The sequence below is a fragment of the Arthrobacter sp. genome (assembly GCF_031988865.1).
Taxonomy (GTDB): Bacteria; Actinomycetota; Actinomycetes; order Actinomycetales; family Micrococcaceae; genus Arthrobacter_B.
On record NZ_DALZXY010000048.1, the window covers coordinates 684 to 25,360 of the forward strand.

General features: G+C 65.0%; 23 protein-coding genes and 1 pseudogene. 16 read left to right on the forward strand and 8 right to left on the reverse strand.

Annotated elements, in window-relative coordinates; translation table 11 throughout:
- From RTN46_RS10080 to RTN46_RS10110, 7 genes are all read left to right on the forward strand, one after another.
- Positions 1-921, forward strand: a 921-nt coding sequence (locus RTN46_RS10080; RefSeq protein WP_312181030.1) for a VOC family protein, incomplete at its 5' end; no start/stop codon positions are given.
- A 3-nt stretch (positions 922-924) separates the two neighbouring features.
- Positions 925-1,911, forward strand: coding sequence for a fumarylacetoacetate hydrolase family protein (locus RTN46_RS10085; protein WP_312181032.1), 987 nt, complete (start codon positions 925-927; stop codon positions 1,909-1,911).
- A 68-nt stretch (positions 1,912-1,979) separates the two neighbouring features.
- On the forward strand, positions 1,980-2,921 hold the full coding sequence (locus tag RTN46_RS10090) for a cyclase family protein (protein WP_312181057.1): 942 nt from the start codon (positions 1,980-1,982) through the stop codon (positions 2,919-2,921).
- Positions 2,922-2,953: 32 nt separating this feature from the next.
- Positions 2,954-4,081, forward strand: coding sequence for an FAD-dependent monooxygenase (locus RTN46_RS10095; RefSeq protein ID WP_312181033.1), 1,128 nt, complete (start codon positions 2,954-2,956; stop codon positions 4,079-4,081).
- A complete protein-coding gene (locus RTN46_RS10100; RefSeq protein WP_312181035.1) occupies positions 4,078-5,244 on the forward strand; it encodes an amidohydrolase family protein in 1,167 nt (388 codons plus the stop codon). The genes RTN46_RS10095 and RTN46_RS10100 overlap by 4 nt, the downstream gene beginning before the upstream one ends.
- A gap of 21 nt (positions 5,245-5,265) precedes the next feature.
- Positions 5,266-6,306 (forward strand): fumarylacetoacetate hydrolase family protein, encoded by a 1,041-nt coding sequence (locus RTN46_RS10105; RefSeq protein ID WP_312181037.1) that lies wholly within the window; start codon positions 5,266-5,268, stop codon positions 6,304-6,306.
- A 29-nt stretch (positions 6,307-6,335) separates the two neighbouring features.
- Positions 6,336-7,055, forward strand: a complete 720-nt coding sequence (locus tag RTN46_RS10110) for an SDR family oxidoreductase (protein WP_312181058.1) — start codon at positions 6,336-6,338, stop codon at positions 7,053-7,055.
- A gap of 80 nt (positions 7,056-7,135) precedes the next feature.
- Here the strand turns inward: RTN46_RS10110 and RTN46_RS10115 are convergent, their stop codons facing one another.
- The 7 genes from RTN46_RS10115 to RTN46_RS10145 all read right to left on the reverse strand — a co-directional run bounded on the left by RTN46_RS10115 (position 7,136) and on the right by RTN46_RS10145 (position 15,508).
- The gene (locus RTN46_RS10115; protein WP_312181039.1) at positions 7,136-8,422 is read right to left on the reverse strand and encodes an MFS transporter; all 1,287 of its coding nucleotides are present in this window, start codon (positions 8,420-8,422) and stop codon (positions 7,136-7,138) included.
- Positions 8,423-8,457: 35 nt separating this feature from the next.
- Positions 8,458-9,267, reverse strand: a complete 810-nt coding sequence (locus RTN46_RS10120; protein ID WP_312181041.1) for an SDR family NAD(P)-dependent oxidoreductase — start codon at positions 9,265-9,267, stop codon at positions 8,458-8,460.
- A gap of 49 nt (positions 9,268-9,316) precedes the next feature.
- Positions 9,317-10,279 carry a LysR family transcriptional regulator gene (locus RTN46_RS10125; protein WP_312181043.1) on the reverse strand — a complete coding sequence of 321 codons (963 nt, stop codon included), beginning with the start codon at positions 10,277-10,279 and terminating at the stop codon, positions 9,317-9,319.
- 76 nt (positions 10,280-10,355) lie between these two features.
- Positions 10,356-11,567 carry an NAD(P)/FAD-dependent oxidoreductase gene (locus tag RTN46_RS10130; protein WP_312181044.1) on the reverse strand — a complete coding sequence of 404 codons (1,212 nt, stop codon included), beginning with the start codon at positions 11,565-11,567 and terminating at the stop codon, positions 10,356-10,358.
- A 52-nt stretch (positions 11,568-11,619) separates the two neighbouring features.
- Positions 11,620-12,693, reverse strand: coding sequence for an ABC transporter permease (locus RTN46_RS10135; protein WP_312181045.1), 1,074 nt, complete (start codon positions 12,691-12,693; stop codon positions 11,620-11,622).
- A complete protein-coding gene (locus tag RTN46_RS10140; RefSeq protein ID WP_312181046.1) occupies positions 12,693-14,300 on the reverse strand; it encodes a sugar ABC transporter ATP-binding protein in 1,608 nt (535 codons plus the stop codon). Before RTN46_RS10140 ends, RTN46_RS10135 begins: the two co-directional genes overlap by 1 nt.
- A gap of 29 nt (positions 14,301-14,329) precedes the next feature.
- A complete protein-coding gene (locus RTN46_RS10145) occupies positions 14,330-15,508 on the reverse strand; it encodes a substrate-binding domain-containing protein (protein WP_312181047.1) in 1,179 nt (392 codons plus the stop codon).
- Between the two features lie 151 nt (positions 15,509-15,659).
- Between RTN46_RS10145 and RTN46_RS17035 the strand changes: the two are divergent.
- From RTN46_RS17035 to RTN46_RS10185, 9 genes and pseudogenes are all read left to right on the forward strand, one after another.
- Positions 15,660-15,791, forward strand: a pseudogene (locus tag RTN46_RS17035) (twin-arginine translocation signal domain-containing protein); the annotation flags it as partial.
- An 836-nt stretch (positions 15,792-16,627) separates the two neighbouring features.
- A complete protein-coding gene (locus RTN46_RS10150) occupies positions 16,628-17,752 on the forward strand; it encodes an FAD-dependent monooxygenase (RefSeq protein ID WP_312181048.1) in 1,125 nt (374 codons plus the stop codon).
- 62 nt (positions 17,753-17,814) lie between these two features.
- Complete coding sequence (locus RTN46_RS10155) at positions 17,815-18,771, forward strand: LysR family transcriptional regulator (RefSeq protein WP_312181049.1); 957 nt, start codon at positions 17,815-17,817, stop codon at positions 18,769-18,771.
- Between the two features lie 147 nt (positions 18,772-18,918).
- Complete coding sequence (locus RTN46_RS10160) at positions 18,919-19,938, forward strand: VOC family protein (RefSeq protein ID WP_312181059.1); 1,020 nt, start codon at positions 18,919-18,921, stop codon at positions 19,936-19,938.
- Positions 19,939-20,053: 115 nt separating this feature from the next.
- Positions 20,054-21,055, forward strand: coding sequence for a C-terminal binding protein (locus tag RTN46_RS10165; RefSeq protein WP_312181050.1), 1,002 nt, complete (start codon positions 20,054-20,056; stop codon positions 21,053-21,055).
- Positions 21,052-22,044 carry a phosphotransferase gene (locus RTN46_RS10170; protein WP_312181051.1) on the forward strand — a complete coding sequence of 331 codons (993 nt, stop codon included), beginning with the start codon at positions 21,052-21,054 and terminating at the stop codon, positions 22,042-22,044. Before RTN46_RS10165 ends, RTN46_RS10170 begins: the two co-directional genes overlap by 4 nt.
- On the forward strand, positions 22,041-23,357 hold the full coding sequence (gene eno / locus RTN46_RS10175; RefSeq protein WP_312181052.1) for a phosphopyruvate hydratase: 1,317 nt from the start codon (positions 22,041-22,043) through the stop codon (positions 23,355-23,357). Before RTN46_RS10170 ends, eno begins: the two co-directional genes overlap by 4 nt.
- 39 nt (positions 23,358-23,396) lie before the next feature.
- Positions 23,397-23,837: a hypothetical protein gene (locus RTN46_RS10180; RefSeq protein ID WP_312181053.1), complete on the forward strand. Its 441-nt coding sequence runs from the start codon at positions 23,397-23,399 to the stop codon at positions 23,835-23,837.
- Positions 23,770-24,354, forward strand: a complete 585-nt coding sequence (locus tag RTN46_RS10185; protein ID WP_312181054.1) for a fumarylacetoacetate hydrolase family protein — start codon at positions 23,770-23,772, stop codon at positions 24,352-24,354. Before RTN46_RS10180 ends, RTN46_RS10185 begins: the two co-directional genes overlap by 68 nt.
- Positions 24,355-24,477: 123 nt before the next feature.
- Here RTN46_RS10185 and RTN46_RS10190 read toward each other — a convergent pair.
- Positions 24,478-24,677: hypothetical protein (locus tag RTN46_RS10190; protein WP_312181055.1), on the reverse strand; the 200-nt coding region annotated here is incomplete at its 5' end.

Genomic DNA, 24,677 nt, shown 5'->3' on the forward strand with positions numbered 1-24,677 from the left:
GTCGACTCGATCGACGGCGCGTCCTACCTGCGCTGCTGGGGCGATCACTACCGCTACAGCCTGGTGGTGCGCCACGGTGACGAGCCCTCGTTGGCGAACATGGCCTGGCGCACCGCGTCGGCGGAAGCACTCGAAGCCGCGGCAGCGGGCATCGAAGCGGCAGGTGTCCAGGGCGAATGGGTCCCCGGTGGGCACGCCCATGGCAAGGCCTACCAGTTCACCGGCCCCTACGGGCACTCGATGAAGCTCTTCTACGAGGTAGAGAAGTACGTGGCGGAGCCGGGCTTCGAATCGGCCTACCCGGACCGGCCCGAACGCCGCAGCAGCCATGCCGCCGCGCCCCGCTTCCTGGACCACGTCACCGTTGCCACCAGCGATGTCCGTGGATTCGCCGACTGGTACAACCGGGCCCTGGGCTTCCGCATCATGGCCTTCACCGATCTGGACGAAGCTCCAATCACGGTGTTCTCCGTGCTGACCACCAACGAGAAGTCACACGACCTCGGCGTTGTCCTGGACACCTCGGACCGGGCCGGCCGCGTCAACCACATCGCGTTCTGGGTAGATACCCATGAAGACCTGCTGCGCACGGCGGACGTGATGATGGAAAACGGCACCCCGATGGAATACGGACCCTCCATTCACGGCATCGGCGAGCAGAACTTCCTCTACTTCCGTGAACCCAGCGCTCTGCGGGTGGAGCTGAACTCCGGCGGATACCGCAACTACGTGCCCGACTGGGAAGCCAGGACCTGGAAGCCGTCCGAGGGCTCCAACAACTTCTACCGCAACGGCGCCATGCCGCACTCCATGACCGAGTCCTTCCCGCCCGCGGAAGGGTTCACTGCCACCGAGGAAGGCGCCTCGGAGGAAATGAAGCAGGCGCTGCTCAACCCGTATGCAGAGCAGGGGCGGGGCTAACCGATGACGTACTCACTGATTACCTTCGCCGACCCCGTCACGAACGATGCACGGACCGGACTGGAAGCCAACGGCCGGGTCCTGCCGCTGACAGCGGACAACCTGGCCCTGCCCGGCAGCACACCGGTCAGCATCGAAACCGTAATTGACCATTGGGAAGCCGCCGAACCCCAGTTGGACCGGCTCGCCGGACAGGCAGCACAGGCCGGCACCGCCGCACCGGGCTGGCTCGACCTCGCGGAACTAAAAGTGCTGGTCCCGCTGCGGCCGCGGCAGATCATCCAGGCCGGAGACAACTACCGCAAGCATGTGATTGACCTGGCCGTGGCGCACCGCGACGGCGACGGAACCGACGAAGAAATCCGCGAACGGACCGCCGCGATGATGGATAAGCGGGCCGCAGAGGGCACGCCGTACTTCTTCATCGGACTGCCGACCGCAATGGCCTCAGCCACCGAGGACCTGGTCCTGCCCGCCTACAGCCGGACCCATGACTGGGAACTGGAAGTCGCCGCCGTGATTGGCAAACGGGCCTTCCGTGTGGCACCGGAGGACGCGCTCGACCACGTCTTTGGCTACACGATGGTCAACGACATCACCACCCGGGAATTCGTCTTCCGCAAGGACATGCCCGCCATCGGCAGCGACTGGTACCGGTCCAAAAACGCGCCGGGCTTCCTGCCGACCGGGCCGCTGGTGCTCCCGGCCAAGTTTGTTGAGGACCCGCAGGACCTCAAGGTCACGCTCCGGCTTAACGGCGAAACCATGCAGGACGAGTCGACGGCGGACATGATCTTCACCGTGGCCCAGCTGGTGTCCCATGCCTCCGCGCAGATGCCGCTGCTGCCTGGTGACCTGATCCTGACCGGAAGCCCGTCCGGCAACGGGGCGCACTGGGGCCGGATGCTCCGCGACGGTGATGTGATGGAAGGGCAGATCACCGGACTGGGCACGCAGCTGGTCCGTTGCCAGGACGAGGTGGCTCCGTGACCGAAATCCAGGACCAGACAGGCGAGGTAGTTCTGCAGCGCGGTGATGCCCTGGCCAGCATCGAAGCCATGGCGGCGGCCCACAACAACTGGGGCCGCTGGGGACCGGACGATGTGCTGGGCACACTGAACTTCATCGACGAGGCCAAGCGGGTCGAGGCAGCCCGCCTGGTCCGGAGCGGTCACACGTTCTCCCTCTCCCAGCCTTTCGACACCAACGGGCCGCAGAAGGGCTGGCGCCGCCGCACCAACCCGGTGCACACCATGACAGATACCGGCACGGACGCGGAGTTCGGTGACCAGGGCTTCCCGCACGGCCTCGGCGGTGCGGATGACGTCATCGCGATGCCGCTGCAGTGCTCCACTCAGTGGGACGGGCTCGGCCACATTTTCGACCGCGGCAAGGCCTGGAACGGCCGCCGGGCAGGCCAGGTAGTGACCAGCGAGGGCGACCAGGTCACCGGCATCCAGACCGCGGCATCACGGATCGTCACCCGGGGTGTGCTGCTCGACGTCGGGCGCGCGCTGGGCCCGGAACTAGGCCACAACGACGGCGAGCTGCCGGACGGGTTCGCGATCACCGCGGAACACCTCGAGGCCACGATTCAGAAGCAGGGGGCCAGCTCCGCGGTCCGCCGCGGGGACGTCATAGTGCTGCGCACCGGCCAGTATGCCCGTACGCTGCGGGAAGGCTGGGGGGACTACGCCGGCGGTGCTGCACCCGGGCTCTCCTTCACCACTGCGCCCTGGCTGCACCGCAGCGAAATCGCCGGGATCGCGACCGACACGTGGGGCTTCGAAGTCCGGCCGAACGAATTCGACGTCGCGTTCCAGCCGCTGCACCAGATCGCCATCCCGAACCTGGGTTTGTTCCTCGGGGAAATGTGGGACCCGGAAGCACTCGCAGCGTCCTGCGCCGCCGATGGTCAGTACGACTTTCTGTTGACCGCCGCACCGCTGCCCATCACCGGGGCAGTCGGATCGCCGGTCAATCCTATTGCCGTTAAGTAATCCGCCAGACTGAAAACAAAGGAGTTTGCACCATGGCAGCTGTGAACACGGTAGGCATTGTTGGTTCGGGAGCGGCGGGTTTAACGGCGGCAGCGCTGCTGGCCGATGCCGGCATCGACGTGGAAATCCTGGAAAAGGCTGACGGGCCGTCCCCGCTGGGCTCCGGCATCACCCTGCAGGGGAACGCGCTGCGGATCTTTCGGCACCTCGGTATCTGGGACGAAATAGCGGCGAAGGGGTTCGCCTTCAGCGAGCTGGGCCTGCGTGCCCCAGATCCGGCCGGAACGGTTCTGGCGGTCATGGATGATGCCCGTACCGGCGGCGAAGACCTGCCGGCGACGCTGGGCATGTATCGCCCGGACCTGGCTGACGCCCTCCGACGCCGGGCGCTCGGGGCAGGCGCCCGGATCAGCTATGGCCGGACGGTCAAGGGCGTGGAGCAGGACAGCGGGTCGGTCACGGTGATTACCGACGACGGCGACCGGCTCAGCTACGACCTGCTGATCGGCGCGGACGGACTGCACTCGGTGGTGCGCGACGCGATTGGGATCGATGTAGCGCCGGAACCCACCGGCATGGGTATCTGGCGGGCGTTCGTGGAGCGGCCCGCCGAGGTGGTCCGTACGGACCTGACCTATGGCGGCCCCTGCTTTATTGCCGGTTACTGTCCCACCGGCCAGGACACCATGTACGCCTATCTAGTGGAAAAAGCCCAGGAACGCAGCCTGGAGGACGGCCCCCAAATCATGGCGGGACTCGCCGCGGCCTATGGCGGCCCCTGGAAGGAGATCCGGGCCAGCCTGGACCACAGTGCCCGGGTCAACTACACCCGGTTCACCAAGCACTTTGTGGACGGGCCGTGGAACCGCGGACGGGCAGTGATCATTGGCGACGCCGCCCACAGCTGCCCTCCCACCATCGCCCAGGGCGCGGCCATGGCCGTTGAAGACGGCGCCGTGCTCGCGGAACTGCTGGTTGGGCGCGGGCAGCTGGATGACTCTCTCTGGGACGAGTTCACCGGGCGGCGGCTGGAGCGCGCCCGGACCGTGGTCGAAAGCTCAGTTCAGCTGGGCCAGTGGATGCTGGACGGTGAGATCCGGAACGCCGATGTGCCCGGCCTCATGGGCCGGGTTGCCGCAACCGTGAGCTCTCCCGCATGACCGATCCCCAGTCCGCGTTTGCGCAGTCCGCAGCCGTTCAGTCCGCGTTTGCGCAGCCCGCAGCCGTTCAGTCCGCAACCTCAGGCGCCGTCGTCGACGTCCATGCCCACGTACTGCTGCCTGCGCTGGCGCAGTACGTGGCGGCGTCAGCGCCGGCAGACTTTGCCGCCGCCCAGGCACTGGATGCCCGGCGGCAGGGCCCGGAATCGCTGGCGAACTCCGGAGCCATGATCAAGGAACGGTGGCCGCAGCTGGTGGACCTCTCCCGGCGGCTCGCTGACATGGACGCAGCCGGCGTCGATGTGCAGCTGGTCTCGCCGTCGCCGTCGCACTATTACTACTTCGCCGGGCCGGAGCTTGCTGCGGACATTGCCCGCCGCGCCAACACCGCAGTGCAGGAGCTGGTGGCCGCCGCTCCCGGCCGGCTGGCCGGGCTGGGACTGGTGCCGCTGCAGCACCCGGAGCTGATGGTGGCTGCACTGGAGCATGCGGTGCAGGACTGCGGGCTGCTTGGCGTGGAACTCGGTTCCTACGCGCCCGGTGACGGTTCCGCCAGCAACACCGGCCCGGACTCCGGTCCGAACGCCGGGACGGTGGAGCTGTCCGATCCGCGGCTCGAACCGTTCTGGGTGCGGGCCGAAGAGCTTGGAGCGCTCGTTTTCCTGCATCCCTTCGGCTGCTCGCTGGACGAACGGCTGGACCGGTTCTACCTTTCCAACACCGTGGCCCAGCCCGCCGAAAACGCCGTCGCGCTGTCCCATCTGATTTTCGCCGGGGTCCTGGATCGGTATCCCGGCCTCAAACTGATCGCCGCCCACGGCGGCGGCTACCTGCCCACCACGCTGGGGCGTTCCGACCGCGCCTGGCGCGTCCGGCCGGAGGCGCGCGGGTGCGCGGCCCCGCCGTCGTCCTATCTCAGGAGGATCTGGTTCGACTCGCTCATCCACAGCCCCGCCGAACTCGGGGCATTAGCTGACGCGGCGGGGGCTGATCGGGTTCTGCTCGGCTCCGACTATCCGTTCGACATGGGTTCGGAAGACCCGGTGGGTGAAGTCCGCGCGGCCGGGTTCACTGACCAGGACGAGCAGCTGATCCTCGCCGGCAACGCCGCAGCCCTCGGCATCAGTGCCGGGCTTGCGGTCAGTCACACCCCGGCTCCCTAAGCCGGGAAGGAAAGGAACACGATGGTTAAGATTGCACGCTGGAACGACGACGGCGAGGTTCGCTCCGGCTTTGTCCACGGGGACCACGCGTACCCGCTGCCCGCCGGGGTGACCACCAACGACCTGCTGGCAGCAGGCCTGGAGGAAACCCTGCGGATTGCCGAACGCACGATCTCCGGTCCACCCGCCGCCGCAGGGGACACCTCCGATAGAGGCGACGCACCCAGGCCGCTGTCCGACGTCGTGCTGCTGGCGCCGCTGGTGCCCGCCACGCTCCGCGACTTCGTGGCATTCGAGGAGCACGTGGAAGGCATGCGGATCAGCATCGACGGCGCTGCCGGGGTGGTGGAGGAGTGGTATCAGGCACCCACGTTCTACTTCACCAATCCCCACACCATCCGGGCCACGGGCGAGGAAATCCCTATTCCGGCCGGCTGCAGCCAGCTGGACTTCGAGACGGAGGTCGCCGCCGTCGTTGGCCACGTGCCGGGCAGCAGCGGCAGCAACCTCACCGCGGAGGAAGCCCACCGGCACATCTTCGGTTACACCGTTTTCAATGACTGGTCCGCCCGTGATCTGCAGCGCCGCGAAATGAAGGTGAGCCTGGGCCCGTGCAAGGGCAAGGATTTCGCCGGCACGCTCGGTCCATGGATCGTGACCGCGGATGAGTTCGCGGGCAGGCACGACGACGAGGGCTTCCTGGGCCTGCGGATGAGTGTGGAGGTCAACGGGGTCCGCATAGGTGAGGACCTGCTCTCCAATATGGGCTGGCCGTTCGCGGAACTGGTGGCGTACGCCTCGCAGGATTCACGTATCGCCCCCGGCGACGTACTGGGCTCCGGCACCTGCGGCAGCGGCTGCCTGGCCGAGCTGTGGGGACGCAACGGTGCGCAGTCCCCTCCGCCGCTGCAGACCGGAGATAAAGTCAGCATGACCGTCGAAGGCATCGGAACGATCACCAACACCGTCGGTGCCCGCCGCGAGGCCCAGACCCTGGTGCGGGCCCGTCCCCGGCCGCGGCTGCCCCGCAGTTACGAGGCAGAAGCGGCGGCTGGCCGGTGAACCCTTTTGGGCTGAATGGCCGGGTGGTGGTGGTCACCGGGGCCGCCCAGGGGCAGGGTGCTGCGGCAGCGCGGCTTCTACACGCCCATGGAGCCCGCGTGGTGGCCACTGATCTGGCAGGGGACGCGCCCCCGGAACTGGACGACCTGGAATACCACCGGCTGGACGTGGCCGATGAGGCCGGGTGGGCTGCGCTCGCCGAGTACCTGCGCGGGCAGTATGGCCGGGTGGACGGCCTGGTCAACAACGCCGGCATCACCGAACGGAAGCGCCTGGGCGAACTCTCCGCGGCCGACCTGCACCGGGTCTACGACGTCAACGTGGCCGGCGCCCTGCTGGGAATCCAGGCCCTGGCGCCGCTGATGGAGGCCGGCGGCTCAATCGTCAATGTGGGGTCCGCTGCCGGACTGACCGCCCACTATCCGCTGGCCTACACCGCCAGCAAATGGGCACTGCGCGGTCTGTCCAAGGTGGCAGCGGGGGAACTCGGGCCGCAAGGGATCCGCGTCAACATGGTCCACCCCGGCTTCATCGAAACGCCCATGACCGCCAGCGCCAACCCGGCCTTCCGGGAAGCGAACCTGGCCGAAACCCCACTGGGCCGGACCGGGCAGCCCGAAGAGGTGGCCAGTGTGGTCGCCTTCCTGCTCAGCCCGCTCTCCTCATACGTCACCGGCGCTGAGATCCCGGTCGACGGCGGCCAGACCTCCCATGGCGGCGCCAAGTCCATCTCCGACGCGCTGCGCTGACTGCTGCCGGAGCCCGGTTTTATCTCGAGAGAACTAAGTTGGGCCCTTTCCTCACGGAAGGGCCCCACTTAGTTCGCAGCCTATGACTCTGTGGACACGGCCACCTGATCATCGAGCCCGGCGCCGCCCGCCGGGACGCGGTCGAACCGGGGCAGCGTCAGCAGCACTGCTGAGCCGAGCACCAGGAAAGCCGCTGCAATGATCAGGGGAGTGTTGTAGGACTTCTGCGCGTCGAACAGGTATCCAGCCGCGACCGGGCCGAAGGCGCTGCCGATCATGAAGGCACTGTAGACGTAGCTGTAGAGCGCGCCGAAGTCCCGCTGGCCGAAGTAACGGGAACTGAGATAGGACATCAAATCGATCTCCGCGCCGAAGCCGATGCCAATCAGCACAGCCGTCAGCGGAGCGAATTCCGCCCCGCCCAGAAGCAGCAGCAGGCAGCCGGCGGCAGCTGTCAGGAACAGCGGGACGGCAACGTACGTGGCATAGAACCGATCGAGGAGCCAACCGACAATCGGCCGCCCAATGACTGTTCCGACACCGATAAGTGAGGACAGCAGCGCTGCTTGAACCGGTTCGATGCCGTTGTCGATGAGCATCGGCACGAAGTGGGGAACCATGGTCAGCAGCGCCCAGCCGAGGACGAAAAACGCGGCGATCAGGGTCCAGAATTCGCGGTTGCGCACCGCTTGGCCACGGGTAAGCCCTGGCAGGTGCCCCAGCTGGGAAGCGGGCGCGGGCCCGTTGGAGCTCTCTTCGGGACGTGGGAACCTGACGACAGCCAGGATGAGCAGCGGTGCGAGGGCTAGAACACTCATGGTGAGGTAGGCCCCGCGCCATCCGTAAGTGGCGATCACCGTTCCCATGAGCGGCGGCAGCAGCAGTCCCGCCGCCCCGAGCCCGGTGGCCATAATGCCCAATGCCAGTCCGCGGTGATTATGGAAGCGTTCCACTACGGCCTTGGAATAGGTGACGGCTGAGGTGCCGACGCCGATGATTCCGGCCAGCGCATACAGGGTCAGGAAGAGAAGCAGCGTCGAGTCGAACCGGCTGAGCATGAACAGCACGGCGGCGAAAAGGGGCAGCGAGATCCACGCAATCCGCCGAACGCCATAGCGGTCCAGAAGGCGGCCCAGCAGCGGCAGGGCAGCAGCCATCCCCAACGAGCTCCACAGGCTGGTCTGGGTGATTTCTCCACGGCCCCAGCCAAATTCTTCCTGCAGTGGGACCACGAGGGGGCCGAGGATATAACCGAGGCAGCTGAACCCGACGCCAGCCCCCACGGTAGCGAACAGCAGGGCCGGCCAGCCGGTAGTAAATTCGTGTCTGTTGTGCGCCGTATTTGCGCGTGAGAGCACTGGTTTCATCGTTGAAACCTTTCTTTTGGAGGGATATTCCCGGCTCAGCCGGGCAGCACGGCTGACCAGCCGCCGTCGACCATCAGGTTCGCCCCAGTGACGTAGGAGGCTTCATCCGAGGCAAGGAACAATGCGCACTTGGCAACTTCGTCGGGGGTGCCGATGCGACCCAGGGGGATGTGCTCGGCGATCCCGTTCATGGGGTGGTCCGCGCTAAGGAGGTCCCCCTCGGTGGCGGGTGTGCGGATCATGCCGGGGCTGACGGTGTTGACCCGGATGCCGAACGGGGCGCCTTCCGCCGCGAGCTGCTTGGTCATGGCGACGACGGCGCCCTTGGTGGCGGTGTGGGCCAGGCGGCCGTTGGTCACCGAACCGGTGACGCCCGCTGTGGAGCCCACCAGGACAATCGCCGCGTTGCCGGTGGCGGCCAGCTGCCGCCAAAAGTACTTCACCGGCAGGAACACCACATCCATCTCATGGGCCACGTTCCACTGCCAGTCGGAGAACGTGAGGTCTTCGACCGGCGCGAACCGGGTGGCAGCCGCATTGGCATAGAGAATGTCCACGGATGCGTGCTCCGCGGTTACCTCGGCGGCCCAAGCAGCCACGGCTTGTTCATTGGTGAGGTCCACCGGGTGGGTGCTGCTCATCCGGCCACCTGCCTGGCGCACCTGTCGGACGGTCTCTTCGGCGCCGTCGGCGTCAATGTCGCAGCCGATGACGGCGGCGCCTTCCGCCGCGAAGGCCAGAGCCGCCGCGCGCCCCTGGCCGCTGCCCGTGCCGGTGATGATGGCGGTCTTGCCGGCCAGACGGCCGGGACGTTCCGGCCCGTCTGAACGCGAAGAATCGATCATGTGCTGAACTCTGCCAGCAGCCGGGCATCCGAAGAATGCCGTTTTTGATCTACTGGGTATCGACGCCGCCGATAGCTGCCTGGCGGATCACGGCGTCGCTGTCGAGGTTTTCATGCAGCTGGGCGCAGGCACGCTGCACTACCGAACGCAGCCACAGATTGGCAGGGTCCTCGGTGCGGCTCGGATGCCAGAACATCGCTTCCACCAGGACGGGTTCGGACTCGACCGGGAACTCAATGATGGAGATGCCCGCTCCCCGCTGTGCCTTCAGCGCCAGCATCTTGGGGACCAGGGCCAGCAGGTCAGTCCCCTCGACCAGCAGCGGCAGTGCCAGCAGTCCGGAGACATGCGCGGCAACTTTCCGTTCGATTCCCAGCGTTTCCCAGAACAGGTCGGCCGGGGTCTTGATGGATTCGCCAAAGTAGCCCACGGCGTGCGGCAGGACACCCAGGTCAGCGGCGTCCAGCCGGTCCTGGGCCAGGACCGGATTACCGGAATCCACTATGGCAACAAAGCTGTCCCGGAAGACGGCCTTCTTTTGCCCGGGAAAGGAGTACCCGGTTGGGCCCACAATCAGGTCCCAGCGGGTGAAATCTGACTGGTCAACCCGCACCATCGACGTGGGGATGATGTCCACGCTCACCCCCGGCGCTTCCAGCTGCAGAACGCGGCGCAGCGGCTCGGCAATCATGGCCGCAACGTAATCCGAAGCGGCGATGACGAACTCCCGGTCGCTGGTCACCGGGTCGAACTGGCTGCGGATGCCGGTGACCCGGTCCAGGCCCAGCAGCGCCTCGTCAACCAGCGGCACCAGATCCTGTGCCAGCGGCGTCAGCTCGTAGTGCCTGCCTGCCCGGACCAGCAGTTCATCGTCGAAGTAGCGGCGCAGCCTGGAAAGCGCGGCACTGGTGGCCGGCTGGCTCAACTGCAGGTGCTCAGCGGTCCGGGAAACATTGCGCAGCCGCAGCAGGATCTGAAGCGTCGGCAGCAGGTTCAGATCGATGGACTTCATGCCTGCCAGCTTAGGTGAGCCGTGAGTCCATTCCGCCGCTGATTCGCCCGGACCGCGGGTCGCAGGCCGGGACAAGTCAGCGGCCGGCCCGCACCAGGCCAGCACCCATTTCCTGGAGCTGGGCCACGATTTCGGCCGGACTTTTCTCCCCAACCTGTTTCTGGAGCATCGGCGTATGGTCCAGGATCCAGTCACGCAGCGGGCGCAGCGCGGACGGGGCATGGTGGAACACTTTGCCAAGGACGTAGGCCTGCTGGACCTGGGCGGTGGTGTGCGGAACCCGGCGTTCGTCGTACCGCTGGAGAGCCGAGGTGACAGCGGGAGTGTCAGCCAGCTCCACACCGGTCAGGCACTGGGCGAGCACATACCCGTCGCCGATGGACATTCCCGCACCGTAAGCCGCGTAGGGTGAGGTGGCGTGTGCCGCGTCCCCGGCGAGGGTGATCCTGCCCCTGGACCATGATTTCAGCGGCTTGCGGTCACGGATGGGCCAGCGCTGGAGGTGCCCGGCCTCCGTTGCCGCCACGAGTCCCGCGAGCGGACCCGGGAAGCGCTTCGCCAGGCTGAGTGCATGGGCCTGGAGATCTGCCGGTTCTGGCCGGGCCGGATCCCAGGCTTCGAGCACCCACCACTGGAAGCCTGAACGTCCGTTGTCCCGGATCGACGAGTAGGTGCCCTGCACCTCCCGGTCATGGGACAGGACAACCTCATTGCGTTCCGCCCCCGGCACATCGGCGAACGTGTAGCCGCCGATGATGTGCAGCCGGTGTTCGCGCCGCTCGCTGGCGCCCCACAGATGGCTGCGGACCATGGAATCGATGCCGTCGGCCCCCACGACGGCGGCCGCATCGATCTGGGTCCCGCCGGAGAGGGTGACAAGGACGCCGTCGCCGTAGTCCTCCAGCGACGTCACGTCCTGGCTGGTGCGGAGCACGCCCTGCGGCATTGCTGCAAGCATCCGGCGGTATAGCTCCGGGCGCAGCAGGCCAATGAAGCCTCCGCCGTAGCCAGCGACCACGTCCTCGGGAATCTGTACGTCGGCACGGATGTTCCCGCGGACCCCGCGGAAGGTGGTGTGGCAGGGCGCGCCGAGGTCCTGCGTATCCACGCCCATCGCCTGCAGCGCTTTGATGGGCGGCGGCCAGAGGTTGAGGATGTTCCCGGCCGGGCGTGCCTCCCGGTAACGCTCCAGCAGGATCGGCTGATGGCCAACGGTGTGCAGCGAAAGCGCTGCAGCCATCCCGGCCGGGCCGGCCCCAATAATGACAATGGGCTTCAGTGCGTCCATCGTTGTCTCCTGTCGTTTCTTCGGGGCGGATGGGAAGGCTGGAGTGCGGAGGTTACGTTGCCTGCCCAGACCGGCGCCTGCCCAGATAGGAGGAGAGTCCGACGGCGACGAGAAGCGCCACGCCGTTGAACACCTGATCCACCCAGTTCGCAGCCCCGCTCAGGGTCAGTCCGCTGACGCTGACGGCCACAAACAGGACCCCGATTATCGTGCCGACCACATTAAACCGGCCGGGCAGGATCGCCGTCGCACCCAGGAAAACTGCTGCCAGGGCGGGGAAGAGCAGGTAAGTGCCGTTGTCCGCGTTGGCTCCGCCGGTGCGGGCAGCCAGGATCACTCCCGCGAGTCCGGCCAGCGCGCCGGACAGGACGAATGCTGTCTGTGTATACCGCTGCAGGGGCAGGCCTACCAGCACCGCGGCCCGGTTGTTGGAGCCGATGGCATAGAGAGAGCGGCCAAAAGGGGTGTGCGTGAGCAGGTACCAGGCCAGGAACACCAGAACTGCCACCACGAACACCACCCGGGGCAGACCAAGCCAGGTGCTGCTGCCGAAAGTGGTGAAGGCCGGATCGACGCCGATAATCGCCAACCCTCCCGTGTACCACTGAATGAGCCCGCCCAGCAGGGTCGCCATGCCCAGTGTGGAGACGAAGGCGTTCATCCTAAACCGGGCAACGAGCAGTCCGTTAACCGCTCCCACCGCCGCCGCTACAGCCACCCCGAGCAGGCAGGAGAGCCAAAGCGGGAGCGAAAAATGTGCCATGGATGCGGCGGTGACCACACTGCTGAGGACGGCGATCCCGCCGACCGAGAAGTCGAAGTGGCCCGCCACGAGCGGAAAGATCAGGGCGATGGCGACCAGCGTCACCACCGATTGATTGGCCAGGACCACCGAGACATTGGCGGTGCTGAGGAACACCGCTGAGCTGGCCGGAAAGACGCCGAAGAACGCGATGATCAGGACCAGGAGCAGAGGAAGGGCGAACCGTTCAAGCTGGGTGCCCAGCGGTGTGCGGGCTGACTTCCGCCGGATAGGCAGGGCGCCGGACTCCGCTGCGGCAGCACCGGGGGGCGGGGCCTGCGGGGGTTCGCTGGATTTTGCCGGGGGTGTGTGGATGACGTCCATTACGCAACAGGTCCTTTGTGACGGGGTTGGCTGGCAGGGGCTGCGGACATCACGGCCGTGGCCAGTTCACCGCGCCCAGCTTCATCAGGGCTGAACTCACCGGCGATCCGGCCGTCCACCAGGACCAGCACGCGGTCGCAGAGTTCGACGAGTTCGTCCAGGTCGCTGGAAGCCACCAGGATCCCGCAACCCTGGCCGGCGAGGGCGCGCAGGGTGCGGTAGATATCCTGCCGCGACATCACATCAACCCCTTGGGTGGGTTCGTCCAGCAGGAGCAGCCGGGGATTCCGGCGCAGCCAGCGGGCCAGGATCACTTTCTGCTGGTTGCCGCCGGAAAGCTGCCCGATGGGGATTTCGGTTCCGTCCGTCCGGACGGAGTGCTCGCGGATAAGGCGTTCAGCGTCGGATCGTTCCAGCCGAAGGTTCATCAGGAGCCGGCGCCAATACCTTCCGATCACTGTGGCGGAGGCGTTCTCCCGCACCGCGAGGTCCAGGAAAGCGGCGTCCCGGTGGCGGTCTTCGGGAACAAGGGCAATCCCGCAGTGGACGGCGTCGGCCGGTGAAGACGGTTTATGGGGCCTGCCGTCCAGACTCATACTGCCGGCGGTGAGGGCGGTATCACCGAAGATGGCGCGCAGCACGGTGGAACGGCCTGATCCTGCCAGTCCGGCCAAGCCCACGATCTCCCCTGGTGCAACCGATAGGTCCACCCCTGCCAGCGGATGCCGGGTCAGGTTCCTGCCTTCAAACACCGGGGCAGCAGAGTGCGACGGCGCAGGAGCAGCTTCCGTGGCTGCGCGGGGGATTGCTGTGCTGGAGACGGTTTCACCGGACATCATGGAGACGATAACGGGCGTGGTCATCTCAGCGACCGGCCCAAGGCCAGCCACGGAACCATCGCGGAAAACCGTAACGTGATCCGCGACTTCGGCTATCTCTCCGAAGCGGTGGGTCACCAGCACGATCGTCTGGCCGAGGTCCGCACGGGACCGCAGTGCGGCCATGAGCTCCCGGGATTCGTCTTCGGGCAGTGACGCCGTGGGCTCGTCCAGCAGTAGGACATACTCGCTGCCTTCCTGATCCGCGAGGGCACGGGCAACCGCAACCATGGTTTTCTGGCTCGGGCGGAGCGTCCCCAGCGGATCGGTGGACCGTGCCGAAATGCCGTAGACATCAAGTAATTCGTCCGCACGGCTGCGCAGTTCCCGCCACCGGATCCCCTGGAACGGATTGGTGGGAAACCCGGAGTCCAGGGCAAAGTTCTCGGCAACTGTCAGAGAATCGAACACTGCGAGGTCCTGGTGGACAAAGCGCAGCCCGGCTTCGCGTGCCCGGCGCGGGGTCATCTGCCGTGCGGGAACGCTCTGCCCGTGCACGCTGATGGTTCCGGCGTCGGCCTGGTAAACCCCGGCCAAACACTTGATCAGAGTGGACTTACCGGAGCCGTTGCCGCCGAGGAGGGCGTGGATGCTGCCCTTTTCCACGGCCAGGTCCACTCCAGTCAGGGCGGCCGCACCGCCGAACGTCTTGGTGATTCCATGCGCCGCCAAAGCGGCTGCCGGCGCCGCGCCTGGCGCGCCTCCCGTGCCCGCGGAAGCCGCGGACACGGGAGGGCTGTTATTGGTGTGAGCAGCCACTACTTGCCCCATGCCTCCAGGTAGGCATGCTTGAAGTCGACCACCGGGTTGTAGGCAAACGTGTCACCGCCGGCGGGCATGTTCGTCTCCGCGTCTACAGCCTGCAACCCAACGCCGGACGGCAGGATCTCCTGCTTAGCCAGCAGCCGCAGGGCGGTGTCCACACCCGACCAGCCGTTCCATTCCAAGCTGAACGCAATCGAGGCATCCTGGCCCTGGCCAGCCGCGATCAGGTCCAGGTTGCTGCGCTGCCCGAACGCACCGACGACGGCGAGGTCATCAGAGCGCTGGGAGGCCACGATGGCCTGTGACAGTCCGGCCATGAACCAGCCATCGAGTGGGACGGAGACAGCATTTGCGTCCGGGGCTTGGAGGAGCGCGGTGGAGAGTTTCTGTGCCATAGCGCCACTGGCCGCATCCTGGTTGCTCAGCTGCAGGGTGCCAACTACTTCGCAGGTATCGCAGTCTTCGAGTGCGGTGTTCAACCCGTCGCTAATCCAGGGGCCGAACCGGGTATCCGCGAAGGTGACTTCCAGCAGCTTCAGATCGCCGTCGGTCTGTCCGATCAGCCAGCCGGCCTGCAGTTCACCAAGTTTGTTCCACCACTGCTCGTTGTCCATACCGTCCAGTTGCTTGGTGATGCCGGTGAACAGCGGCTCGCCGCCCTCAACGTCACAGTCATTGGCGCCGACACCAACGGTGGTGATGCCGGCTGCGCGGGCTTCTTCGAGTGGTCCTTGGAAGCTGGAGCAGTCCTGGCCGATCACGAAGATGACGTCTGCGTTGGCCGCGACACCCTGGCGGATGCAGTTGGCCCAGCCGTTGGGGTTGAGCTGTCCGTCGCAGATGTTGCTTTCCCATCCGATAGCCTGGGCCGCATCTGCAGCGCCCTGGGCCGGCGTCGAACAGGTGGTCTGGGACTGCCCGCAGGAAACCACCCAGGCCGAGAGGCCCTCGGGGACCGTCACGGCCTCGGTCGGCGGGGTCCCGACGATGCCCTCGTAGGCAGCCGCCAGGGCCTCGGAGCCGGCTGGCGCGGAGGCTTCGGCAGAGGTTGAGGTGTCCGAACTGGGAGCGTCCGCCGCAGGGGAGGAGCTACAGGATGCCAGTGCGAGGCTGGCGATAAACAGGGCGCTGAGGGCGCCCCGGGCCTTGGATCTCTGCGTTCTGCTTCTCATCGGGTCTCCATCGACAGTCAAAGGGTGAACAACGTGACTCAGGTCACGTTGTTGCCACCACTGTGGTGCGGCCCGGATATTTGGGGAAGCGAGACATTGGGATAGCTGCTATCGGTCTTGTGGATAGTCGATAAGCATCCAGTAAGCGTCGAGAAGGCATTTTCTCGGAGGAGCAGGCACCATGGCCGCGTTAGGTGGTCTGGCACTTGCCGGATGTTCCGTTCCCGAAGATGTCGACAGTGAGCCAGGGGGGGTTGGGCAGTGGTGCAGCTGCATCCCATAGGACCAACCTTGTGCTGCTTGGTACGGCCGGTGGCCCGACTGCGCTCACTGATGAACGTTACGGGGTTTCCACGGCAGTGACGTACGAAAGCAGGGTCTACAACGTTGATCTTGGACGTGGGTCGCAGATGCGTCTGCTTCGCGCGGGGCTTGGTGGAGAAGGCTTCGGTCGGACCCTCCGGTGTTCAACTCCGACGACCCTACTCCGGGCATAACGGAAATGACCTCCTACCTGCGGCAGGCTTTCGCCTCAGATTTCAATGACCGGGCAAGGGACAGCACCTTCGAGAGACCGGATTCCATGTTCAACGTCCATGACATAGGTATCTCTTCGTATTGGGCAGTGGACCCGCAGGGATGCCGCCCCGGCTCGCGGCGCCGATTGAAGTCTGGGGATGGCCGGCGGCCACAGGTTCAGAACGTTTCCTCTGGGCGGGCCTCAGGCTAATCCTCCAAGGGGATGGGGTGGTGACCGCCGGTATGCGGGAAGGGGCTGCTGCCATACCGGCCGGACCTGCTCCGATGATGACGATCGGCTTTGAGTCGTCATTCTTGCGCCTCCTGGCTGGAATGTCATCGCTCTCGTTGAGCCTCCGTATTTGAGGAAGTGCCATGGCGCAATAGTTGATATTCGTAGCGCTGACATCCGAGGGGTTGCCTTGGGGCACTCACTATTCATGGGGCCAATATGTGGCATTGACGAACAGGCTGGCTCTTGGCGCCACTTGTCAACAAGCTAGTGTCCAAGATCACATTGTGATCCAGCTTTTGCGGCAATACATTCCAGCATCCAAGGCGAAAACCCCGTGGCGCGTCCATGGAAGAAAGGCAGGCACCGTGACTGCTGTGCGTACCATCGGCATCGTTGGCGCCGGAGCTGCCGGCTTGACTCTGGCTATTTATCTCGCAGACGCGGGCTTCAATGTCGAGGTGCTGGAGAAAGCGGATGGCCCCTCCACGCTCGGCTCAGGCATTACGTTGCAGGGCAATGCGCTGCGGATCTTCCGTGATCTGGGCTTGTGGCAGCAGCTGGAGCAGAAAGGGTTCGCCTTCAATGAGCTTGGCCTGCGCGCCCCGGACCCGGAGGCAACTGTCCTGGCCGTGTTGCCTGACGTGCGGACCGGCGGTGAAGACCTGCCCGCGACCTTGGGGATACCCCGGGCGGAGCTGACGGACATCGTTCGCAGGCGGGCGGTGGAAGCCGGCGTCAAAATCCACTTTGGGGCGTCGGTTACGGATGTGTTCCAGGATACGGACAGCGTCACCGTGAGGGCCGCATCCGGAGCGACTTTCACCTTCGAGCTGCTGGTCGGAGCAGACGGACATAACTCCACCGTCCGATCCTTGATAGGCGTTGTCGACAGGCCGCTGCGGACCGGCATGGGCGCGTGGCGGGCATTTGTGCCGCGCCCGTCCGAGGTGACGCGTACCGACCTGATCTACGGGGGGCCAGCCTATATCGCAGGGTACTGCCCTACGGGGGAGGACACCATGTACGCCTATTTGGTTGAGAGGGCCCAGGAGCGCGACGCCCACGACGGTCCGCGCATCATGGCCGAGCTGGCCCGCGCGTACGGCGGGCCATGGCAGGAGATTGCCGAATCAATCAGGGAAGACACTCCCATTAATTACACGCAGTTCACTGCGCACATCGTCGAGGGCCCATGGCATCGGGGCCGTGTCGTGTTGACCGGCGATGCAGCACACAACTGCCCGCCCACGATCGCCCAGGGCGCAGCCATGGCCGTGGAAGACTCCGCGGTGCTGGCTGACGAGCTGATCAGGGCGGATTCCTTCGACGAAAGTCTTCTGCTTCGCTACCGGCAGCGGCGCGAAGCGCGGATTCGTACCGTAGTGGAGGCGTCGGTGCAGCTGGGCCAATGGATGCTTGACGGTCACAAGGACGCCGACGTGCCTGGCTTGATGCACCGCGTCGCCCACACAGTGGCCGTGCCGGTGTAGGTTCGCCTGTAATGGCATGCGGGCGTCGGCCCTTGCACGATTAGTGGGCGGAAGGAAGCTGCGTGAAGGAAGTGGATCTCAACCTGCTGCCCCTATTGCAGGCCCTCCTGGAGTTGCGCAACGTTTCCCGGGCCGCCGATCGGGTGCATTTAAGTCAGCCGTCCATGAGCCAGGCCTTGGCCAAACTGCGGCGCCATTTCAACGACGAACTGCTGGTGAGGTCCGGGCGGGGGTATGAGCTGACTCCTTTCGCCCAAACTCTCGCGCCTCGGGTCAATCAGACTCTTGTCGAGGTGCAGGAGACGATGCAGCTGAGCACGGCATTTGACCCGGCGGTCAGTGAGCGCACCTTCGTGCTGGCTGCTTCCGACTACGCCACCACCGTGCTGATAGGGCCCTTGCGCCGATTGATGGCGAAGCATGCATCGCAGGTGTCAGTCCGGTTCGTTCCGCTGACCAGCGTCCTGCCAAGGGCGGATGAATTTTCGGATATAGACCTATTAGTGGGTCCAATGGGATATGGCTTCAGTGGAAGTACCCGGCAGCTGTTCCGGGACGACTTCGTGGTGGTGATGGACTCCACCAATCCGCTGCTGGACCGTCCCGAGCTGACTTTATTTGATCTCGCGGCCGCACCGCACGCAACCGGCGGATTCGGTCCGGGTGTGGTGACTCCTCCTGCTAGGTTCTTCCAGGAACGGGGCATGCAACCCGCAGTCGTCGCGCATGTGTCGGGCTGGCAGTCGATCCCCATGCTGGTGTCAGGAACTGATCTCGTAGCGCTGGCCCCCCGCATGCTCGTCACACGCATGCATCCCGATCCGCCAGTCACCGTAGTGGAACTCGATCCCGATCTTGAGTTGGCTGTGGTGGAAGCCATGTACTGGCACCCCATGCGGGCAACCGATCCGGCAAACGTCTGGTTACGCTCGGCGCTTCAACAATTGAGCCGGCATCTCACCCTCGACTCCGAGCGGCCGATCCATCCAGTGCGATTCAGCGCATCCGCCAACGACTGACCTGTCTCGCCCATACTGCCGACGCTCAGCTATAAGTCGGGCGAATGGTTGATATGGAAAAGTCTCGCTTCCGCGGTTCCGGCTGTGCGCTGAGGATTGTGTTCGGGACCACATCCGGTCCGGGAGACTGAGGGAAAGGCCTTGCTCGTGGAGAAGCTGCTGGCGCACATCTGTCATATCGAAATCACCAGCCCCGACGTGGAGGCATCGGTTGCCTTTTACGTGCAAAAGTTCGGCCTGCGTGAAGCCCACCGCGCCGATGGCCGGGTCTACCTTCGGTGCTGGGGCGATTACAACACCTACAGCCTCGTCATTGCCCCCGGTGCGGAACCCAGCCTAAATCGAATGGCTTGGCGCACTACATCCGTCGAAGCACTTGAGGCCGCCGCCGCCCGCGTTGAAGGAGCCGGTGTTAGTGGGCAGTGGAGCGAGGGAGGCCACGGTTACGGGCGTGCCTACGAGTTCACGGGCCCCTGGGGGCATCCTATGCGGCTGGTTTATGACGTCGAGAAGCACGTCGCCGAGCCGGAGCTGGCCTCCATCTATCCGGACCGGCCCGAAAAGCGGTCCGCCCACGCCGGTGCGCCGCGGTTCCTGGACCATGTCACCGTTGCGGCTTCAGACGTACGCGCCTTTATGAAGTGGTATTCCGACACCCTTGGTTATCGGATGATGGCCTTTACCGATTTGGACGAAGCCCCCATCACGGTGTTTGGCGTGTTGACCACAAACGAGAAGTCACACGACCTGGGCGTAGTGCTGGACACCTCGGAGAGGGGCGGCCGCATTAACCACATCGCCTTCTGGGTGGACACCTATCAGGAACTGCTGGTGTCTGCGGACGTCCTGATGGAGCGCAGCACGCCCATGGAGTATGGACCTTCGATCCACGGAATCGGCGAGCAGAACTTCCTATACTTCCGTGAGCCCTCCACTATGCGGATCGAGCTTAATTCGGGCGGCTACCGCAACTACGTGCCGGACTGGACAGCACATGACTGGAAGCCCTCGGAGGGATCGAACAACCTCTATCGCAACGGTGCCATGCCGATGTCGATGACGGAGTCGTTCCCTCACGCTGACGGGTTCACCGCCACCGAAGAAGGTGCATCTGACGCGATGAAGGCCGAGATCCTCAACCCCTACGCCCAGCACGGCCGCGGCTAAGCCAATCGCATCAAACGGGCGGCCGTCATCCGCAGGTTGCCGGACCGGCCGTCATCCGCAGGGTGCCGGACCGGCCGTTGAACACCGCGGATCCCAGCGTGAAGAGGAGAACAGCATGACGAGGGCTACCACGAAGGTACTGGTTACCGACCACCCCGGAGAAAGCGTTGCGATCGAGCGCGAGGTGCTGGGGGCTGCCGGCGCCGAGGTTGTGGTTGCCCACGCAACCGACACCGCCACACTGGCCGCCCTTGCTGCTGATGTCGATGCCATTATCACTTGTTTTACCCAGGTTTCCGCCACAGTACTCAACGCAGCCACTCGTTGCCGGACTGTAGCTCGAACCGGGGTAGGCGTAGACAACATCGACCTAGCCAAGGCTACTGATCTGGGCATGATCGTCAGCAATGTGCCGGTGTACTGCACTGAAGAGGTCGCCGACCATGCTCTTTCGCTCATCCTGGCTCTGAGCAGGCGGCTGATACCACTGGCAAGTAACACCGCAGCCGGTGGCTGGGACCGCCACAGCGCGCCGACCCCGTTCCGGTTGCGGGGTAAAGTCCTGGGCCTGGTCGGACTGGGGGCCATTGGCAGGGCCTTGGTGCCCCGGGCACAGGCACTGGGGCTGGAAGTTGTGGCCCTGCAGCGCGGCGGCGAACTCCCACCCGGGGTGACAACCGCCCGTTCGCTGACCGAAGTACTCGAGGCGGCGGACGTTATTTCCCTGCATGTTCCCCTAACGGAGCCAACCCGTGGACTGATTGGTGCCGCCGAGCTGGCGGCCATGAAACCCACGGCGCTGCTCATAAACACTGCTCGAGGTGGATTGGTGGACACAGATGCGCTCACTGACGCCTTGCGACATGGTCGCTTGGCCGGGGCCGGGCTGGACGTCACCGAGCCCGAACCCCTTTCTCCCGGTCATCTTCTGCGAACTTTGGACAACGTGATTCTCACGCCGCACTCGGCGTTCGCCTCGGACGGGGCCATGGCCGAGCTGTCCCACAAGACCGCCGCCAACGTCGTAGACGTCCTGCGGGGTAAGGTGCCCCACAGTCTGGTTAATCCGGAAGTTCTCCAGCAGGACAACCTGCGGCTGGCCGGAGTCCCGGCATGATCGCTGCCTTGCCAACAGCGGAGAATGAAGTCCTCGCGCATCTGGTCAGCCGTGGCCTGGCGCGTAGCTCCGATGATCTGGCTGCGGCAGCAATGCCCGGCGGCGTATCTAATGATGTGGTGGCTGTCACCGGACCAGGCCTGAACGTTGTGGTCAAACGCGCCTTGGGCAGACTACGTGTGGCTCAGACCTGGCTGGCGGATGTCAGCCGGCTTGCCACCGAGGGCAGGGCGCTGCAGGAAGCCGGCCGCATCCTTCCGGGAGCCGTGCCCGAGGTGCTCGACGTTTCAAACGGGTTCCTGGTAATGTCGCGTGCCCCCGAAAACTGGCGCACTTGGAAACAGGATCTGTTCAGAGGTGAGGTGGACCCACAGGTTGCTGAACGGCTTGGCCTATTTCTCGGTGTCTGGCAACGCGAGACTGCCCGGAAGCGGCAGGAGCTCGACGCCGACTTCGGCGACGGCACAGCGTTTGAGCAGCTGCGCGTGGACCCTTTCCACCGGCAGATCCGCGATGCATACCCCGACCTCGCACCGGCCATCGATGCCACCCTTGAGCAGATGGCCGCGTCCACCACATGCCTGGTGCATGGCGACTACACCCCAAAGAACTTTCTCGTAGGCGACCGGCCGGGGCAGGTGTGGGTTATCGACTGGGAAGTCGCCCATCTGGGTGATCCCAGCTTTGATCCCGCGTGGACCGTGGGACACCTGCTGTTGAAGAGTATTCACCGTCCTCAATCGGCCGATTCCTACCTGCTGGCGGCACGCGCGTTCCTCAGGGGACTGGCAGCGGTGGAGCGCGGGGTCCCGATTGACGTGCAGCAGTTGGCGCGTCAAACAGGGTGCCTGCTCCTGGCCCGCGTCGATGGCCGCAGCCCAGTGGAATATCTCGACGGCCCCGGACAGGAACAGGCCCGCACATTGGGCCGACGCTTGCTTGCAGATCCCCCGGCTACCCTCACCGATGTCTGGAAGGACCTCAAATGAACGAAACGACGATCCGCAAGGTACTGGCGTGGGAGGCGTTGGACTCTCGCGGCAAGCCAACTGTGGGATGCGAGGTTCTACTGTCAGGCGGTGCCCGGGGCCAGGCAGTCGTTCCCTCGGGGGCATCCACTGGCCGTCATGAGGCCCGCGAGCTGCGGGATGGCGGGTCCAGGTACGGCGGCAATGGTGTGCAATCAGCAGTGGCCAATGTCCACGGAATCCTGGCCGAGGCGGTCCATGGTCTCGACGCCGCCGATCAGGTCGACGTGGACGCCACACTGCGGCAGGTCGACGGTACCGCAGACCTGGGTCGGCTGGGCGCCAACGCCGTACTGGCTGTGTCCATTGCCAGCGCAGTGGCTGCGGCCAAAGGCCAGCATCGTCCGCTTTACGAGGCTGCCGCCGATCCTGGGGCTGTGCCGTTGCTGCCGCTTCCTATGGTTAACATCCTCTCGGGCGGCGCCCACGCTGGCCGGTCCATTGACGTTCAGGATTTCCTGGCCGTGCCGCTTAGTGCCCGCAACTTCTCCGAGGCCATCGAATATTGTGCCCGGGTGCGCCAAGGCACCGCCGAAGTGCTGTCAGAAATGAACCTGTCGGTATCTCTCGTCGCCGACGAGGGCGGCCTGGGACCGGCATTGCCCACGAACAAGGCGGGGTTGCAAGCAGTCGTGGCAGGGATAGCCCGGGCAGGGCTGCGCCCAGGAGACGACGTCGGGATAGCCATCGATGTGGCTGCCTCACAGTTCCTTGCCCACGACGGTCATTACGTGCTCTCAGCCGAAGGCGGCCGGCGTCTGGCACCTGCGGAACTGGTGGAGGAACTGGCTGACTGGTGCTCACAGTATCCGATCGTCTCCCTCGAGGATGCCCTTGCTGAGGACGACTGGGATGGCTGGAAGACGGCCACCGTCCGGTTGGGACTGCAGCAGTTGCTCGGTGACGATTTGTTTGCCACCAACATCGAGCGGCTGGAACGGGGAATTGAAGAACAAGTAGCTAATGCTGTGCTGGTCAAACCCAACCAGATTGGCACGCTCAGCGACGCGCGTACGGTAGTCCGGCGGGCACAGGGGGCCGGCTACAACACCGTGATCTCCGCACGGTCCGGAGAAACCGAGGACACTTGGCTTGCCGACCTGGCGGTAGGGTGGCGGACCGGCCAGATCAAGGTCGGTTCCACCATGCGCTCCGAGCGGACCGCCAAGTGGAATCGGCTGCTGCGCATCGAAGCTGAACTTGGAGACGCCGCCCAGTACGCCGGGTCTGAAGCAATCAACGTGCATCGTCCCAGCAGCGCGTCGATCGCCTAAATGCCGTCTTCACCGCACGACCAACACAGAGGAGATGGGATGGCACCGTCGCATCAGCATTACGGTCTGGGAACGTTTTCGGATGGTGAGACCGAATTCGCCGGACTCGTGGCCGCCGAACAAGTGCTCCGGCTGCAGCCCGATCAGCTGGCCGACGGCGCAGCTACGGTGCGCGGCCTGCTTGAGCAATGGGATGACGTTCGTCCCCAGTTGCCTGATCTTGCCGCCAGAGCTGCACAGTACGGAATCCCGCTGTCCCGGCTGGATGTTCTGCCGCCGGTGCAACCAATCCATATCTTTCAGGCCGGAGCCAACTACCGGTCGCACGTTGCGGAGATCATCATCTCGGGACGAGCAGACGATGATCCGCGGACGGCGGACCAGCTGCGGTCCGATGCAGAGGCGATGATGGATGAGCGGGCCCGCAAGGGCAGCCCGTTCTTCTTCGCCGGCGGCCTCGGCGATGTGCGGGACCGGTGACGACGTCAATTTGGTACCCGAATCCCGTCAGACGGACTGGGAAGCGGAGTTGACCGTGGTGATCGGCACCCCAGCGAGCAATGTTTCCCGGGAACAGGCCCTCCAGCATGTGGCCGGCTACACCGTGGCTAACGACATCAGCGCCCGTGACCTGCAATTCCCCAAAGAGCACCGGCCACTGGGTGGGGACTGGTGGCGGTCCAAGAACCGCCCCACGTTTCTGCCGATGGGGCCCTACATCGTTCCCGCTGACCTGCTGGGGGACTATCGCGAGCTGGAGATTACGCTCGACCTCAACGGGCAACGAATGCAGCATGACTGGGCCGCCAATATGCTCTTTGACGTGCCGACACTGATCTCCCAAGCCTCGGCCATCACAACCCTGCTTCCCGGGGACGTCATTCTCACCGGCAGCCCGGCCGGAAACGGCGGACATTGGCAACGGTGGCTCGCCCCCGGGGACCTCATGGAGGTCAGCATCTCCGGCATCGGTACCCTTCGCAACACCTGCCGATAAGCCATCGGGCGGTAGTGGCGCTTCCCTGAGAAATAAGCGTTGGCCACACAAAGCAGCGGGCCCCGGATTGCTCCGGGACCCGCTGGTGTTTCAGTTCTTCTGCAGTGTCAGCTGCTTACGGAACTAGCGGCTGCACTTCACCGCGCCGTAGGACGCCGTGTAATCGATCTTCTCTGCCTTGCCCTTACCGATGAACTTGTAATGGGCAGTCAATTCACCCGCCGGGATGGAAAGCTGGCGCGTCTTGATGACCGCGGTTGTGCTCTCACCGGGCTGCAGCTTCATCACCTTCGCGCTGCCGTACGGGGACTTGATGTCGATGT

What these genes read in the sequence shown, in the direction of transcription:
- RTN46_RS10165 (WP_312181050.1), top strand. Translation starts at nt 20,054, where the DNA reads ATGACGAGGGCTACCACGAAGGTACTGGTTACCGACCACCCCGGAGAA.
- RTN46_RS10145 (WP_312181047.1), bottom strand. Translation starts at nt 15,508, where the DNA reads ATGAGAAGCAGAACGCAGAGATCCAAGGCCCGGGGCGCCCTCAGCGCC.
- RTN46_RS10120 (WP_312181041.1), bottom strand. Translation starts at nt 9,267, where the DNA reads ATGATCGATTCTTCGCGTTCAGACGGGCCGGAACGTCCCGGCCGTCTG.
- RTN46_RS10105 (WP_312181037.1), top strand. Translation starts at nt 5,266, where the DNA reads ATGGTTAAGATTGCACGCTGGAACGACGACGGCGAGGTTCGCTCCGGC.
- RTN46_RS10130 (WP_312181044.1), bottom strand. Translation starts at nt 11,567, where the DNA reads ATGGACGCACTGAAGCCCATTGTCATTATTGGGGCCGGCCCGGCCGGG.
- RTN46_RS10125 (WP_312181043.1), bottom strand. Translation starts at nt 10,279, where the DNA reads ATGAAGTCCATCGATCTGAACCTGCTGCCGACGCTTCAGATCCTGCTG.
- RTN46_RS10090 (WP_312181057.1), top strand. Translation starts at nt 1,980, where the DNA reads ATGGCGGCGGCCCACAACAACTGGGGCCGCTGGGGACCGGACGATGTG.
- RTN46_RS10095 (WP_312181033.1), top strand. Translation starts at nt 2,954, where the DNA reads ATGGCAGCTGTGAACACGGTAGGCATTGTTGGTTCGGGAGCGGCGGGT.
- RTN46_RS10100 (WP_312181035.1), top strand. Translation starts at nt 4,078, where the DNA reads ATGACCGATCCCCAGTCCGCGTTTGCGCAGTCCGCAGCCGTTCAGTCC.
- eno (WP_312181052.1), top strand. Translation starts at nt 22,041, where the DNA reads ATGAACGAAACGACGATCCGCAAGGTACTGGCGTGGGAGGCGTTGGAC.
- RTN46_RS10170 (WP_312181051.1), top strand. Translation starts at nt 21,052, where the DNA reads ATGATCGCTGCCTTGCCAACAGCGGAGAATGAAGTCCTCGCGCATCTG.
- RTN46_RS10115 (WP_312181039.1), bottom strand. Translation starts at nt 8,422, where the DNA reads ATGAAACCAGTGCTCTCACGCGCAAATACGGCGCACAACAGACACGAA.
- RTN46_RS10180 (WP_312181053.1), top strand. Translation starts at nt 23,397, where the DNA reads ATGGCACCGTCGCATCAGCATTACGGTCTGGGAACGTTTTCGGATGGT.
- RTN46_RS10185 (WP_312181054.1), top strand. Translation starts at nt 23,770, where the DNA reads ATGAGCGGGCCCGCAAGGGCAGCCCGTTCTTCTTCGCCGGCGGCCTCG.
- RTN46_RS10085 (WP_312181032.1), top strand. Translation starts at nt 925, where the DNA reads ATGACGTACTCACTGATTACCTTCGCCGACCCCGTCACGAACGATGCA.
- RTN46_RS10135 (WP_312181045.1), bottom strand. Translation starts at nt 12,693, where the DNA reads ATGGACGTCATCCACACACCCCCGGCAAAATCCAGCGAACCCCCGCAG.